Below are 15,469 nucleotides of genomic sequence, written 5' to 3'. Positions count from 1 at the left end.
TTTATAAAATTATGCAAGTGTTAATTCAGTTTTTGCTTCAAAAGTAACATCACCAGTTTTATAAGTTATTTCTAATTTATCACCAGCAGCTCAAGCATCACCAGCAGCAGTAATTGTTCCTAAATTTGCCCCAATTTTTAAAGCAGTTAGAGTATTTAAAGCAGTAAACTGTTTTACTTGATCTGATTCTCCTTTAATTTGTATTGGTTCTCCTGGTTTTTTTGCAGTTTCTGGAATTGTAGTACCATCTACAAACATAATTTTTTGATTTGTAGTAACATCAGTATCTACTATTTTAATTTCAGCAGCTATTGTAGTAAGAGCAGCAGCAATAACACCTTTTGTTTTATCAGCTTTTAACTTAATACCATAAACATCACCAAGTGCCTCTTCACCTTTTTTAAATTGGAAATTAAAAGTACCACCAGTAATAGCATAATCTTTACCATCATCCATTTTAGCTAATTCTGGTTTAAAATCAGTAACTGCACCAGTAATTTTATCTAATTCTTCTTTATTAAATTTTCCATCTGTAGCTGTTTGTTTTAATTTACCATTAAGAAAATCAGCACATGCTTGATTAGCAGCTTTATTATCTTCTCCTAATAATGCACTAGCTTTAATTGGTGTTTTTAAAGCATCAACAGTTCAAGTAACATTATCCTTGACAGTTTTATCAAGTGAAGATGCTTGTACACCTTCTCCTTTATCATCTGTTAACCCTAATTGTTTTGATACTTCTACGTTCATGGCTACACCAGATTTATCACCACAAGCAACAACTGAAGTAGTAGCTGCTGTTGTTAATGTTAATGCACCCATTAATCTTAATATATTTTTCATATTCATATACAGTACCTCCAATAATATGACTTTTGAACTACAAATACAATAACCACAATTTAGAATTACTTCTAAACATAATATTGAAATGAATCCAATTAACATTATACATCATATTTTACTTTTTACCATCAATATACTTTATAATAATATAAAAAAATATTCATTATTAACACCTTTAATATTACTATAAAAATTTGTCAAAAATAATAAATACTAAAAATGTATTAGTTATAATAACTAATACATTTTTAAACTTTTTTTATTCTTCATCTTCACGCCATTCGCCTTCTGACATCAATAATTCTTTACGTACATTTTTAGCAATTATATAATTAGGGTTTTTATCATCACCATTAATTAAAACATTACGTACTAAATAATTTTCAATTTCATTTTGTAGATTTTTTGCAACAAAAGGTCAATCATCTTTCACTCTAAATTCGCTATCCAATTCTTCTTGTAATTTAGGATTTGTAAGTGCTCTTTTTCTTTGCATTGGTTTATAATAAGCAAAGTATCAAATTAGAGCAAATGCAATGCTAGCAATTAAATAAACTAATTGTAAAACATTAGAAGTTATATCAGATATTCCTTTTGTAGTATCAGTTCCACCTTTACCAATAAGATTTGATCCTGAAATTAAACCATTGATTAAAGATCTTAATCATTCTTCAAATTGTCAAACTAAGAAAAGTGTTGCTGCAAGTCAAATAATAATTTCAAAAATATTTTTTTTCAATTTCTTTTCTATAGACAGTTTAATTGCAATGGAAAGTACAAAAACATAAATAATAACCATAATAATACCGGCTTCAGCAGTTAATGTTCCATAATTAACAATCGAACTTAAAACTAATTGTCCATTCTTATAAACAGGATGTAACGTATCAACTATTACTCCAATAATATCAGGTAAAATTAATCATACAAAAGCTGAAGAAAAAGTAATAATTAAATTTAATCTAGAAGCTTTAAACGGAATGTTATCTTTTGATAATTCTTTATATTTAGGTGAAATATACCCTTCAACAGATAATGGTTCTAAAATAGCACCACTATATAAAGCATTTTGCATTCCAGCATTAGACTTTAATGAAATAGTACAAATTAACATTACAAGGATACCAATTATTCCTAATCATTGTGCATGAGCTTTATCACCTAAAATTTTAAAAATACTTAAGTTGGGATTATCTAAAAAATTGCCAGCAACAGCACCAATCATAAGAATTGTTACTGCCATATAAAAAATAGTAGATAAAATCATAACAATAACTAATGAACGACTAATATTTTTTTCAGGATTTCTAACATTTTTACCAATTGTTGAATAGGTTTCAAATCCTAAAAAGAAAAAGAAACACATGGCAAAAGCTTGTGAAAAGTTATTGGCAGTTAATTGTTGATGAGAAGTAGTCATATCTCAATTTGAAGTTCCTGCCATCACAAATAATATAATAGTTGCTATGATTAATAAAAAAGTTGTTCCTCATTTTAAATAACTAGAAATATTCACAAATTTTTTAAATGCAGCCATTCCTAAAAATAATACACAAGAAGCTAAACCATAAATTAGAATTCCAATCAAATCTAATCCTAAATGTTGTAATACTCCTCAATTAGCATATAAAAAAGAAGATGGATCAGTAAAGTTAATTCTAATCATTGATACAATTTGTGAACTAACTATAACAGGTAAAGTAGCATACTGTAAAAAAGAAATTAATCAACCTCAGAAGCGACCATAACTACTTCTAACATAAATATAAGCAGCACCATTATTACCCGGATGTACTCTTGAAAGTCTTGAAAAAGCTCAAGCACAAGTTCCTGCAATTAATCCTTCTACTAAAAAAATTCAAATCATATGAGAACCTAAATTTAAACTATCTTTATTAATTAAAATTGCAAAGTTAGCAGTAAAAGTAATTCCAACAGTATAATTAAAACCAAACCAGACTAATTCTGATAAAGTTAATTTATGATTTGTCCTTTCTTTTTTCTTAAAAAGTTTTAACATAATATTCTCCTTTCAATTATAATAATTATATACCTTTAAAGTGATTTCATTAATTAATAAAATAGTCAATAAAATCAAAAAAATAAAAAAATATATGTAATTTATAATAACTAATTTTATTTTAAAATACTACTAATATTTAATTAAATTTTCAAATAATACTAATAAAAAAATAACATTTGGAAATGTTTAGTAATCTGTGTAAATTACAAAAATAACTATGTTTAATTAATTCTAGTAAATATAATTAAATGACTAGAAAGAGTGAGTTACAGATGGCTAAAAAAGATAACTTTAATAATAATGATCCAATATCAAAAGCAGTAGATTTATTACTAGAAAATACTGAAGATTTAACAACAGTTTTTAAACCTGGCGGTTTATATAAAGAATTAACAAAAAGATTAGTTGAAAAAATGTTTAATTCTGAAGTGCAAAATTATTTAGGATATGAAAAAAATCAACATAGTACTACTGAAAATGCTCGTAATGGTACAAGTTCAAAAAAATTAATAACTCAACAAGGTAAAATTGAAATTGATGTACCAAGAGATCGCAATAGTAATTTTACTCCTGTAATAGTTCCTAAAAGGCAAAGAAGATTTGATGGTTTTGATCAACAAGTCCTTTCCTTGTATGCAAAAGGAATGACATTATCTGACATTAGAATGCAGTTGCAAGAGTTATATCATGGTGCTGATATTAGTGAAAGTGTTATTAGTCAAATTACTGATGATGTTATTGATGATGTTAAAGCATGACAAAATCGACCATTAGAAAGTATTTATCATATTGTTTATTTTGATTGTATAGTAGTTAAAGTACGACAAGATAAACGGATTATTAACAAATCAGTTTATATAGCATTAGGAGTTGATTTAGAAGGCAAAAAAGATGTTTTAGGATTATGAATTAGTGAAAATGAAGGTTCTAAGTTTTGATTATCTAATTTCACAGAAATGAAAAATCGTGGCTTAAATGATATTCTTATTGCTTGTAGTGATAATTTAACAGGCATGTCAGAAGCAATACAATCAGTTTATCCTAAAACAGAACATCAATTATGCATTGTTCATCAAATTAGAAATAGTTTAAAATATGTTTCATACAAACATCGAAAAGGTCTAGTTGCAGATTTAAAACCAATTTATAGTGCATGTAGTGAAGAACAAGCAATGCAAGCTTTAGAATCGTTTGAAAGTAAATGAAATAAACAATATCCTCAAATTACTAAATCTTGATATAAAAATTGAGATAATTTAATGGTTTTTATTAGTTATCCAGTAGAAATCAAAAGAGTGATTTATACTACAAATGCTATTGAATCTGTTAATATTCAATTACGAAAAATCATCATAAATAAAAAAGTTTTTCCTAATGATATGGCAGTTTTCAAAATATTTTACTTGGCAATTGAAAATATAACAAAAAAATGAACATTGCCTATTCAAAATTGAAATACAGCAATTGCTCATTTTATGATAAAATTTGAAGATAGAATTAATCTAAACTAGTACTTTATAAAACAAAGATACACAGATTATTAAAAAGCCTCATCAAAACCATCAAATCTTCTTTGCCTTTTAGGAACTATTACAGGAGTAAAATTACTATTGCGATCTCTTGGTACATCAATTTCAATTTTACCTTGTTGAGTTATTAATTTTTTTGAACTTGTACCATTACGAGCCTTTTCAGTAGTACTATGTTGATTTTTTTCATATCCTAAATAATTTTGCATTTCAGAATTCAACATTTTTTCAACTAATCTTTTTGTTAATTCTTTATATAAACCGCCAGGTTTAAAAACTGTTGTTAAATCTTCAGTATTTTCTAATAATAAATCTACTGCTTTTGATATTGGATCATTATTATTAAACGGACTTCTCCCCACATGTACTTGTGGAGGGAATAATGAAACTGAATGAATTCAACAATGCTTTTCAAACTGAACAGCAATGTCTTGCATATATAGCAAATTTGAAAGAAAACAAATGTATTAGGTGTTTTAGTTTTAATTTGAATACTTCTGATTTAAAAAGAATGAGATGTTTAAAATGTAATCAAACATTTAGCATTCTCACAGGCACCATATTTTCAAGGTCACAAACATCTTTAACATCTTGGTTTTATCTTATCTTTAGATGAATAAACACCAAACATGGAATTCCATCAACAGATATTGCAAAAGAATTGGGAGTGACTTTGAAAACTGCTTGAAGAATGACTAATAAAATCAGAACACGTATTGCAAAACAAAAACCTCAATTTATTGTTGAAGGTACAGTGCAAATTGATGAAATGTATCTTTCACATATGGGTTTTAAAAAACAAGGAAGATCCTTGGTGAATAAAACCTTGATTGTTGGCATTTATCAAAAAACAACCAATAATTTAATTGTGAAAGTATTGAAAAACGCAAATATTAAAAATCTTTTGCAGTTTGCAAAAAACCACATTTCTTCAAAATGTCTTGTATATACTGATTCTTGAAAATGATATTGCGATTTTAAATCAGTTTTCACTAAGCATGAAACAGTTAACCATCAAGATGGCTATGTTTCAAAAATTGGTGTAAATACCAACCAAATTGAATCAGTTTGAAAACATATAAGAAGAACATTTAAAACACATATCAAAGTTGCAAAACATCATGTTCATTTATATGCTAAAGAAGCTGCATATAAATTCAACAAGATACCTATTTTTGAAACTGTAATTCTATGTTTGATTTAAAAATGTGGGGAGAAGTCCGTAGATAGGCTTTTCTCAGCATTTATGTGATAAAATTAAAATAGTACATAAAGGGAGAAAAGCCTTATTAAATTTATCTTTTTTAGCCATCTGTAACTCACTCTTTCTAGTCATTTAATTATATTTACTAGAATTAATTAAACATAGTTATTTTTGTAAGTTACACAGATTACTAAACATTTCCAAAACATCTAATAATCCAGAATTTTTAAAAAGAATTGAAAACCTTAAAGTTGAGTGTTTAGAAATTCACGAAGAATATTTAATTAATAATTCTAATCAAATGGCAGAAAACCAACCATCAGCATCTAATCAAAGTAGTGTAAGACAACATTCATTGTAAAAATAATGCCTTAATTAAGGCATTATTTTTTATATATTAAATTTAATTATTTTTTAAATTGAAAACTAATATTATCTAAATCAATTGCTAAACTACAACCAGCAATTAAATTTGGTGATGAAGTAACACGTGCATTTCATTGATAATAAATATTATTATCATCATGGTATACATAAAGTTCAATAATTGGAAGTTGAATAATAAGATCAGAAATTGCTACAACATTATAAGGATTTTGTAGTTCATATTTAATATTTTTATTAGTAGTAATATTATTAGTATCACCAGTAAGATTATTATTTTCTTTATATGTACCCATATTATTAATTGATAGTTTAGAATTATTAAAATTAAATTTAGGATAAAGTTGTGAAAATTGTTCTCAATTTTTTGCATATTTAGTTCAATTTAAAATGATTTGTTGATCACTATTTTTTGATCAATCATTTTTATTAATATTGCTAAAGTCTTCTTTATAATGATAGTTAATACTTTGTTTTATATTTTGGACATTTCATTTTGTATAGTAAATTGCTACTAAGTTATTATCATTATCAAAAATAAAATTTAATGAATAATCTTTTATATTTAGGAAAAGGGGTGAATTTTTAATAAAGTTAAAGATGTTATTATTTTCAACAATTAAGTTAATAATATTATTTGTTAATTGGTTACTAATTAGTTTGTTTAAACTGCTTTTATTAATGAATTGTTGACTAATATTATAAGCTATTGCTAAAGAAATTTTATTATTAATAGCAGCATCAGCAATGTAATATAATCCTAAGTTCTCACTAAGATTGTTATTATTTTCAATTTTAGAAGCACCAGCAATGTTAGAAATATCAATATTTTGTTCAAGACCACCAAATTGTAAATATGTTCAATTATTGTCACCAATAAAATTATTTTGTTGATATTCACTAAAATTGTAAGCATCAGAATAATTAGGATTGCTTTTAAGTGATGTTACTTTTTTGTGGCTGTTCATTTCTTGTTTTGTATTTTCAATATTTAATTTATCTTCATTAGGAATAGTAACTTTGGTATTATAAACTAGGTTACCTGTTGTATCTACTAAGAAGACGTTTCTAGCATTGGTAAAAGTATAACTTTTTAATGCTGAAGTATCATAACTATAAAATTTATGATCGGTTGTTGATTGGTTAGTAATTCAGTCACTATTATTTAAATATTGATATTGATTATTAAATAATGATGTTTGATTAGTAGTGGCGTTTGCTTTTTGTAAATCATTTTTGCTACTATTAAAGTGATTCACACTAGTTAAAATAGTGGTACTTGTTGCTAGTGAAAAAATACCAACTGTTAAAATATTTATTGTTTTTCTCATATTTTATACATTTAAAGTTAATATATAATTTTAATAAAGATATAAAGTTTATATCATCATTAAAATTATAACGATATTAAACTATCGTTATTTATATTATAGTACTTTTAGCGAAATTCTACAATTATGAGTTAAATATTTGTTTAACTTTTCTCATAGATTCAAAAAAAGATTTAATTTGAAAATTTTCAGTACTTATTACTAGTCTAGGAGCTTTTAATTCTGTTAAAATTTGATTTAAAATTTTGCAAATTTCTTCTACAAATAATTTTAATGTTTTAATAACATTAAATCCAAAAATAAATATATAATTTTTTCTATTATCAATAAATTCATAATAATTATAATTAGTATCAACTCAAATTCATAAATAATTAGGATTTGAATTTATTTGATTGATTGAAATATATTTTTCCATTTTTTCTTCTTTAATAAGATTTAAAATTCATGTACTTTTTTCATTATCATTAACTATTTTAAAATAATGAATAAAACTATTAATAATTAAATTATCATAATCCATTTTTTTTTAGTTGTTGATTAATAATTTTGTTTTTATTAAAAATCTGTTTTTCAGATAACATAATTAAATTATTTTTAACTGCAAAATTTAATTTTGTTTTTAAATTTTCATATGATACTTGCTTTTTTTCTGAATTGTAACCTTGCATAAAAATACTATGTGTTAATAAATTACGCATAAATTTTAATCAAAAAATAATATTTAATTTCTCAAAATTATTTTTAATTTTATTTATTTTACTTTTATTTTTTTTAGTTAAATTTTTACTTTTATATATGTTTAAAATTTCAAAAGAAAAATAAACAAGTTCATACACATCATATAAATAATTTACTAAAGTTCTAATATTAGTGATAATACTACATTTAGATTTTTCTAATATAATTAAATCATTACTAATACTTGTAATATTAACTCTAGCATTTAGTAATTTTTGTATTTGTTTTTGATCATAAGATCACTTTTTTTCTTTAGAAGCCTCATTTAATAAAAATGAAGCAAAAAAATCTATATATTCAAATATATAACTTTCTAATTTAACTATTGCATTAAGTTTATCTTCATAGGAATTATTATCGGACTTCTCCCCACATGTACTTGTGGAGGGAATAATGAAACTGAATGAATTCAACAATGCTTTTCAAACTGAACAGCAATGTCTTGCATATATAGCAAATTTGAAAGAAAACAAATGTATTAGGTGTTTTAATTTTAATTTGAATACTTCTGATTTAAAAATAATGAGATGTTTAAAATGTAATCAAACATTTAGCATTCTCACAGGCACCATATTTTCAAGGTCACAAACATCTTTAACATCTTGGTTTTATCTTATCTTTAGATGAATAAACACCAAACATGGAATTCCATCAACAGATATTGCAAAAGAATTGGGAGTGACTTTGAAAACTGCTTGAAGAATGACTCATAAAATCAGAACACGTATTGCAAAACAAAAACCTCAATTTATTGTTGAAAGTACAGTGCAAATTGATGAAATGTATCTTTCACATATGGGTTTTAAAAAACAAGGAAGATCCTTGGTGAATAAAACCTTGATTGTTGGCATTTATCAAAAAACAACCAATAATTTAATTGTGAAAGTATTGAAAAACGCAAAGAGTAAAAATCTTTTGCAGTTTGCAAAAAACCACATTTCTTCAAAATGTCTTGTATATACTGATTCTTGAAAAGGATATTGCGATTTTAAATCAGTTTTCACTAAGCATGAAACAGTTAACCATCAAGATGGCTATGTTTCAAAAATTGGTGTAAATACCAACCAAATTTAATCAGTTTGAAAACATATAAGAAGAACATTTAAAACACATATCAAAGTTGCAAAACATCATGTTCATTTATATGCTAAAGAAGCTGCATATAAATTCAACAAGATACCTAGTTTTGAAACTGTAATGCTATGTTTGATTTAAAAATGTGGGGAGAAGTCCGTAGATAGGCTTTTCTCAGCATTTATGTGATAAAATTAAAATAGTACATAAAGGGAGAAAAGCCATTATTATTTTTCATATTATTATATTCCTTACTAAATTTGAAAATATTAATTTTATTTTTTAATTTAAATATGGGAATATTAATGGTTCATTAAAAATTTTACCCCATAATTCCAGCTTCATATAAATGTTTAAAGTGACCTTCTTTAACTTTTAATTCATTAAAAGTACCAACTTGAACTAAAACTTTTTCTTTTTCTAAAACTAAAATCTTATCAACAGTTTTAATTGTTGATAAACGATGGGCAATAATAATACTAGTACGACCAATCATTAATTTATTAAATTGTGCTTGTATTTCCTTTTCGACAATATTATCTAAAGCACTAGTAGCTTCATCTAAAATTAATAGTTCTGGATTTTTTAAAAAGATACGAGCAATAGCTACTCTTTGTTTTTGACCACCAGATAAGTTAATCCCACGTTCACCTAAAATTGTATTATAACCATTAGGTAATTGTTCAATGTAATCATGTAAGTTAGCTTTACTTGCAGCAATTTTGATTTCTTCTAAAGTTGCTCCTTGCTTAGTATAACTAATGTTTTCGGCAAATGTGCCAAATAAAATTTGTGGATCTTGTTCAATATAGCCAATATGATGTAAGTATTGTGCTAAGTCAATATCACGTAAATCAGTATTATTATTAATTAAAATTCTTCCTTCAGCAGGGTCATAGTAACGTAGTAATAACTTAGAAATAGTAGTTTTTCCGACACCAGTTGCACCAACAATAGCATAACTTTTACCTTTTTCAAAAGTGAAAGAGAAGTTATTTAAAATTCAGTCTTCTTTTTCATCATAGCGGAAATTAACATTTTCAAAAATAATATCACTAGTAATTTGTTTTACTGGTAAGGCTTTTTCTTTATTAACTATTTTTGGTTTAATATTAAGAATTTCATTAACTCTTAAAATTGAAGTTGATGTTTTAGCTCAATTACCTAAGAATTGAATACTTTGAATAACTGGGAAAATTAAAGTGTTGACTGCTAATAAAAAAGCAATTAGTGTTGAAACACTAATGATGTGTTTACTTACAAACATGAAACCAGCAACTAAACCAACAATGTTAATTCCTGTTAGTAATGTAATTAGTAATGCTCTAGTAAAACTTTCAAAAGTAATAGTTTTTTTTGCTGCTTGATAATATTTAAGATGTTCATTAGAAAATCTTTTATTTTCACTTTTTTCTGTAGCATTACTTTTAATTAAAGTAATAGTATTTAGTCGATCAGTAATATCAGCATTAACTTCAGTGTAAACTTTTCTTCATTTATAGTTTAAATAACGAATAATTTGAACATTTAATACTGATATTATTAAAATTGATAAAACAATACCTAAAACAATTAATGATAATTGTCAATTTAAAGAAAAAATAACGTAAATTGAACCAAAAAAAGTCACAATTGAACTAAGCATAGTTAAAGGAATAGATTGCATATTTTCACCAATAACACTAGTATCACTAATTAGTTTTGTTAAAGTGTCACCAATTTTGCGATCTTCATAATATGACATATCTAAATCTAGTAAATGTTTTAAAACTTTATTTCGATATTCAATTTCAACTTTAACACCAATGATGCTTCCTGTTAAATTACGAAAGTACATAAATAATCCTGATGCAATTTGTAAACTAATTAAAATATAAGCTAAAGTAGTAATTTTTTCTCATTGAAAACCATCGGGGGTAGCTAAAAAATTATTAGTAATTTTAGGAATAATTACTGAAATTATTGAAGAAGCAATAGTGGTTAGTATTGCAATTAGATAAAGTAGTGGATATTTTTTAAAGTATTTAATAACTGCGCTTAAGAAACCACTTTTTTTTATTTTTAATTCATTATAATCAGTCACGCTTTTTTTTATTTTTGCTGTTGTATTTTCTTTTGTCGGCGAAGCAGTAATTTTTGTTTTATTTTTTTTGGACATAATATTTGTTCTCCTTATTAATAATTTATCGGACTTCTCCCCACATGTACTTGTGGAGGTAATAATGAAACTGAATGAATTCAACAATGCTTTTCAAACTGAACAGCAATGTCTTGCATATATAGCAAATTTGAAAGAAAACAAATGTATTAGGTGTTTTAATTTTAATTTGAATACTTCTGATTTAAAAAGAATGAGATGTTTAAAATGTAATCAAACATTTAGCATTCTCACAGGCACCATATTTTCAAGGTCACAAACATCTTTAACATCTTGGTTTTATCTTATCTTTAGATGAATAAACACCAAACATGGAATTCCATCAACAGATATTGCAAAAGAATTGGGAGTGACTTTGAAAACTGCTTGAAGAATTACTCATAAAATCAGAACACGTATTGCAAAACAAAAACCTCAATTTATTGTTGAAGGTACAGTGCAAATTGATGAAATGTATCTTTCACATATGGGTTTTAAAAAACAAGGAAGATCATTGGTGAATAAAACCTTGATTGTTGGCATTTATCAAAAAACAACCAATAATTTAATTGTGAAAGTATTGAAAAACGCAAATAGTAAAAATCTTTTGCAGTTTGCAAAAAACCACATTTCTTCAAAATGTCTTGTATATACTGATTCTTGAAAAGGATATTGCGATTTTAAATCAGTTTTCACTAAGCATGAAACAGTTAACCATCAAGATGGCTATGTTTCAAAAATTGGTGTAAATACCAACCAAATTGAATCAGTTTGAAAACATATAAGAAGAACATTTAAAACACATATCAAAGTTGCAAAACATCATGTTCATTTATATGCTAAAGAAGCTGCATATAAATTCAACAAGATACCTAGTTTTGAAACTGTAATTCTATGTTTGATTTAAAAATGTGGGGAGAAGTCCGTAGATAGGCTTTTCTCAGCATTTATGTGATAAAATTAAAATAGTACATAAAGGGAGAAAAGCCTAATTTATTTTTATTTGTTATAGTGGTAAACCCAATTCTTTTAATGGAATATAATTAAAAAAATAACGACAATTACTATCTATTATATAATTTAAAGTATCTTTATATTCTGGTTTTTTAAATCAATCACTTAATAAATATCAGTATTCAATTTTGCAATCATTACTGAATAAATACATCTTCTGTTTTAAGTTATACTTCCCTTTTCTTTAATATTATATATTAAATAATTAATAAATAAGTATGGCTTTTCTCCCTTTATGTACTATTTTAGTTTTATCACATAAATGCTGAGAAAAGCCTATCTACGGACTTCTCCCCACATTTTTAAATCAAACATAGAATTACAGTTTCAAAACTAGGTATCTTGTTGAATTTATATGCAGCTTCTTTAGCATATAAATGAACATGATGTTTTGCAACTTTGATATGTGTTTTAAATGTTCTTCTTATATGTTTTCAAACTGATTCAATTTGGTTGGTATTTACACCAATTTTTGAAACATAGCCATCTTGATGGTTAACTGTTTCATGCTTAGTGAAAACTGATTTAAAATCGCAATATCCTTTTCAAGAATCAGTATATACAAGACATTTTGAAGAAATGTGGTTTTTTGCAAACTGCAAAAGATTTTTACTCTTTGCGTTTTTCAATACTTTCACAATTAAATTATTGGTTGTTTTTTGATAAATGCCAACAATCAAGGTTTTATTCACCAAGGATCTTCCTTGTTTTTTAAAACCCATATGTGAAAGATACATTTCATCAATTTGCACTCTACCTTCAACAATAAATTGAGGTTTTTGTTTTGCAATACGTGTTCTGATTTTATGAGTCATGCTTCAAGCAGTTTTCAAAGTCACTCCCAATTCTTTTGCAATATCTGTTGATGGAATTCCATGTTTGGTGTTTATTCATCTAAAGATAAGATAAAACCAAGATGTTAAAGATGTTTGTGACCTTGAAAATATGGTGCCTGTGAGAATGCTAAATGTTTGATTACATTTTAAACATCTCATTCTTTTTAAATCAGAAGTATTCAAATTAAAACTAAAACACCTAATACATTTGTTTTCTTTCAAATTTGCTATATATGCAAGACATTGCTGTTCAGTTTGAAAAGCATTTTTGAATTCATTCAGTTTCATTATTCCCTCCACAAGTACATGTGGGGAGAAGTCCGATAAGTATTTTACTATAGATACTATTTGTTAATTTTTATTACTTCACGCTTCATATATTGTTAAAAACTTATTATTTAATGGTTTTTTTTGCTCTAGTAAATGCTTTTTTAAAATTTCTAGATAGTATTTAAAAGCAACAGTTAAATCTTGAAAGGCAAGTTTTCTTAATTCTTCAACATAATAATGGTTACGTTCAATTGATATTTTATCTGCTAATAATACTATTAATTCTAAAGTTTTCATTTCGTTTGCACCAGTAGTGTGTTTAGCAATTGCATGAAGAACTAAATCATCATGGTACTGATAATGATTTTTTAAATACAATGCTGCTACATAACCATGTCAAACTGGAAATGGTTCTTGTAAAATTTCTTTATTATATTTTGTTAAAAATTTAGTCATTTTATTTTTACTTCATTGTTTGCAAAGGTCATGATAAGTTCCAGCAATTAAGGCTTTATTAGCATCTTCGTTATAATGGATTGCTAATTTAGCAGCCATTTTACCAACATTAATACAATGTTCAGTTCTATTGTTATCCAAATTTGCTTTTAAACGCTCATAACTATATATTAAATTATTGTTAATATAATCATTAATTTTAATATCAATTTGATTAATAATTTCACCATTTCTAATTTTGGCAGAGCTAATATCACTGCTTGGTCTAACTACTAAATTTTGACATTTGTATTTTGACATTAGTTCTAATGTTTTACGATAATGAGGGCGATTAACAACAATAATTTTAACTAAATTAATTAACTGTTCAATTCCTTGTCATTTATTTAAGGTATATAAATTATCAGAACCAATAATAAAAAAGAATTTGTGATTTGGATAGTTTTCAATAAAGTAGTTAATAGTATTAATAGTATAACTAGGTTGCTTACTTGTTAGTTCATAATCATTTAAGTTTATTCAAGAATAGTTTTTAATAACTAAATTAATCATATCGACTCTTTGTTGATCGCTGGCACTGACACTATCTTTTAACGGATTTTGTTTTGTTGGTAAAATTCAAACTTCATCAAGTGAAAGTTTATGATAAGCTGTATTTGCAATGTTTAAATGTTGATTATGAAATGGATCAAAAGTTCCACCAAAAATGCCAATTCTTTTCATTATTTGCTAGTTCCTAATGATTCTAAAATTTCTTTATTATATTTTTTTGTTCTTATCATTTTAATTTCATGTAAATAAGGTGGATGACCATTAATTCATGGCGTTTCTAAAATTTTTATTTTAGTAAGCAACAATGGATGATAAATAATGTTAATTAAAGTTTGAAAACCAAGATAACCCATTCCTAAGTTAGCATGACGATCTTTATGAGCATTGATTGGGTTTTTAGAATCATTAACATGAATAACTAATAATTTATCTAATCCAATAAGTTGATCAAATTTTTGTATTATTTGTTCTAAATTATTATTAAGATCATAACCAGCATCAGATAAGTGACAAGTATCTCAACAAACACCAATTAGTTTGGGTCTTTTTACATTATTAATAATATATTGAAGTTGTTCAAAAGTAGTTCCTACTTCACTACCTTTTCCTGACATTGTTTCCAAAGCAATTTTTACAGTTTGTTTTTCTAAACATGCTGCATTTAGTCCTTTAACAATTTGTTCTAAAGCAGTTTGTGGTAAAGCACCAACAGCGCTACCTGGATGTAAAACCAAAGTTTTAATGCCAATATCTTGACAGCGAATTATTTCTTGTCGTAAGAAATCTACTGCTAATTGGTAAGTACTTTTGTTAATACTATTAGCCAGATTAATAATGTAAGGAGCATGAACAATAAGATTATTAATATCAATATTTTTTTCAATTAGTTTTTCTGTAAATTCTTTAATAAATAATGCTTTGGTTGGTTTACGAATTGTATTTTGTGGAGCACCTGTATAAAACATAAACGTATTGGCATTATAACTTAGAGCCTCTTCAAGAGCACCCAATAAATATTTTGGTGCTTTCATTGAAACATGAGATCCAATAATTAATTTGTCATTTTCCATCT

The 15,469-nt window shown here is 25.6% G+C and carries 15 protein-coding genes and 1 pseudogene; 4 read left to right on the top strand and 12 right to left on the bottom strand.

The annotated features are described in order from the left end of the window. Positions 1 to 9: 9 nt before the first annotated feature. Both AACL02_RS04095 and AACL02_RS04090 read right to left on the bottom strand, forming a co-directional pair. Positions 10 to 849: a hypothetical protein gene (locus AACL02_RS04095; RefSeq protein ID WP_339042889.1), complete on the bottom strand. Its 840-nt coding sequence runs from the start codon at positions 847 to 849 to the stop codon at positions 10 to 12. Between the two features lie 256 nt (positions 850 to 1,105). Further along, positions 1,106 to 2,866 (bottom strand): APC family permease, encoded by a 1,761-nt coding sequence (locus AACL02_RS04090; protein WP_339042887.1) that lies wholly within the window; start codon positions 2,864 to 2,866, stop codon positions 1,106 to 1,108. A 275-nt stretch (positions 2,867 to 3,141) separates the two neighbouring features. Here AACL02_RS04090 and AACL02_RS04085 point away from each other — a divergent pair, with 275 nt between their 5' ends. Beyond that, positions 3,142 to 4,380: an IS256 family transposase gene (locus AACL02_RS04085; protein ID WP_339043568.1), complete on the top strand. Its 1,239-nt coding sequence runs from the start codon at positions 3,142 to 3,144 to the stop codon at positions 4,378 to 4,380. A gap of 38 nt (positions 4,381 to 4,418) precedes the next feature. Here the strand turns inward: AACL02_RS04085 and AACL02_RS04080 are convergent. Beyond that, positions 4,419 to 4,760 (bottom strand): annotated as a pseudogene (locus tag AACL02_RS04080) (transposase); the annotation flags it as partial. A 20-nt stretch (positions 4,761 to 4,780) separates the two neighbouring features. Here AACL02_RS04080 and AACL02_RS04075 point away from each other — a divergent pair. Next, positions 4,781 to 5,602 carry an IS1595 family transposase gene (locus AACL02_RS04075; protein WP_339042883.1) on the top strand — a complete coding sequence of 274 codons (822 nt, stop codon included), beginning with the start codon at positions 4,781 to 4,783 and terminating at the stop codon, positions 5,600 to 5,602. Here AACL02_RS04075 and AACL02_RS04070 read toward each other — a convergent pair. The 5 genes from AACL02_RS04070 to AACL02_RS04050 form a co-directional block, all read right to left on the bottom strand. Then, the gene (locus AACL02_RS04070; RefSeq protein ID WP_339042882.1) at positions 5,588 to 5,734 is read right to left on the bottom strand and encodes a hypothetical protein; all 147 of its coding nucleotides are present in this window, start codon (positions 5,732 to 5,734) and stop codon (positions 5,588 to 5,590) included. The genes AACL02_RS04075 and AACL02_RS04070 overlap by 15 nt on opposite strands. A gap of 275 nt (positions 5,735 to 6,009) precedes the next feature. Further along, positions 6,010 to 7,317, bottom strand: coding sequence for a hypothetical protein (locus AACL02_RS04065; RefSeq protein ID WP_339042881.1), 1,308 nt, complete (start codon positions 7,315 to 7,317; stop codon positions 6,010 to 6,012). A gap of 124 nt (positions 7,318 to 7,441) precedes the next feature. Next, positions 7,442 to 7,840 (bottom strand): hypothetical protein, encoded by a 399-nt coding sequence (locus AACL02_RS04060; protein ID WP_339042880.1) that lies wholly within the window; start codon positions 7,838 to 7,840, stop codon positions 7,442 to 7,444. Further along, positions 7,827 to 8,018, bottom strand: coding sequence for a hypothetical protein (locus AACL02_RS04055; RefSeq protein WP_339042879.1), 192 nt, complete (start codon positions 8,016 to 8,018; stop codon positions 7,827 to 7,829). Before AACL02_RS04055 ends, AACL02_RS04060 begins: the two co-directional genes overlap by 14 nt. A gap of 362 nt (positions 8,019 to 8,380) precedes the next feature. After that, positions 8,381 to 8,506 carry a hypothetical protein gene (locus AACL02_RS04050; protein WP_339042878.1) on the bottom strand — a complete coding sequence of 42 codons (126 nt, stop codon included), beginning with the start codon at positions 8,504 to 8,506 and terminating at the stop codon, positions 8,381 to 8,383. Between AACL02_RS04050 and AACL02_RS04045 the strand changes: the two genes are divergently transcribed. Continuing rightward, on the top strand, positions 8,452 to 9,132 hold the full coding sequence (locus AACL02_RS04045; protein ID WP_339042877.1) for an IS1595 family transposase: 681 nt from the start codon (positions 8,452 to 8,454) through the stop codon (positions 9,130 to 9,132). The two genes, AACL02_RS04050 and AACL02_RS04045, sit on opposite strands and share 55 nt — an antisense overlap. Before the next feature lie 322 nt (positions 9,133 to 9,454). Here AACL02_RS04045 and AACL02_RS04040 read toward each other — a convergent pair whose 3' ends face one another. Further along, positions 9,455 to 11,290: an ABC transporter ATP-binding protein gene (locus AACL02_RS04040; protein ID WP_339042876.1), complete on the bottom strand. Its 1,836-nt coding sequence runs from the start codon at positions 11,288 to 11,290 to the stop codon at positions 9,455 to 9,457. Positions 11,291 to 11,360: 70 nt separating this feature from the next. Between AACL02_RS04040 and AACL02_RS04035 the strand changes: the two genes are divergently transcribed. Further along, on the top strand, positions 11,361 to 12,176 hold the full coding sequence (locus AACL02_RS04035) for an IS1595 family transposase (RefSeq protein WP_339043566.1): 816 nt from the start codon (positions 11,361 to 11,363) through the stop codon (positions 12,174 to 12,176). 409 nt (positions 12,177 to 12,585) lie between these two features. Here AACL02_RS04035 and AACL02_RS04030 read toward each other — a convergent pair whose 3' ends face one another. The 3 genes from AACL02_RS04030 to AACL02_RS04020 all read right to left on the bottom strand — a co-directional run bounded on the left by AACL02_RS04030 (position 12,586) and on the right by AACL02_RS04020 (position 15,467). Continuing rightward, on the bottom strand, positions 12,586 to 13,401 hold the full coding sequence (locus tag AACL02_RS04030; RefSeq protein WP_339043564.1) for an IS1595 family transposase: 816 nt from the start codon (positions 13,399 to 13,401) through the stop codon (positions 12,586 to 12,588). Positions 13,402 to 13,470: 69 nt separating this feature from the next. Next, complete coding sequence (locus AACL02_RS04025; RefSeq protein ID WP_339042875.1) at positions 13,471 to 14,568, bottom strand: nicotinate-nucleotide adenylyltransferase; 1,098 nt, start codon at positions 14,566 to 14,568, stop codon at positions 13,471 to 13,473. Then, on the bottom strand, positions 14,568 to 15,467 hold the full coding sequence (locus AACL02_RS04020) for a deoxyribonuclease IV (protein WP_422397842.1): 900 nt from the start codon (positions 15,465 to 15,467) through the stop codon (positions 14,568 to 14,570). Before AACL02_RS04020 ends, AACL02_RS04025 begins: the two co-directional genes overlap by 1 nt. Positions 15,468 to 15,469 lie beyond the last annotated feature (2 nt).

This window comes from Spiroplasma endosymbiont of Apeira syringaria, from assembly GCF_964020205.1.
In the GTDB taxonomy this organism is placed as follows: Bacteria; Bacillota_I; Bacilli_A; order Mycoplasmatales; family VBWQ01; genus Spiroplasma_E; species Spiroplasma_E ixodetis_A.
This window is presented reverse-complemented; position numbering and strand designations above follow the sequence as displayed.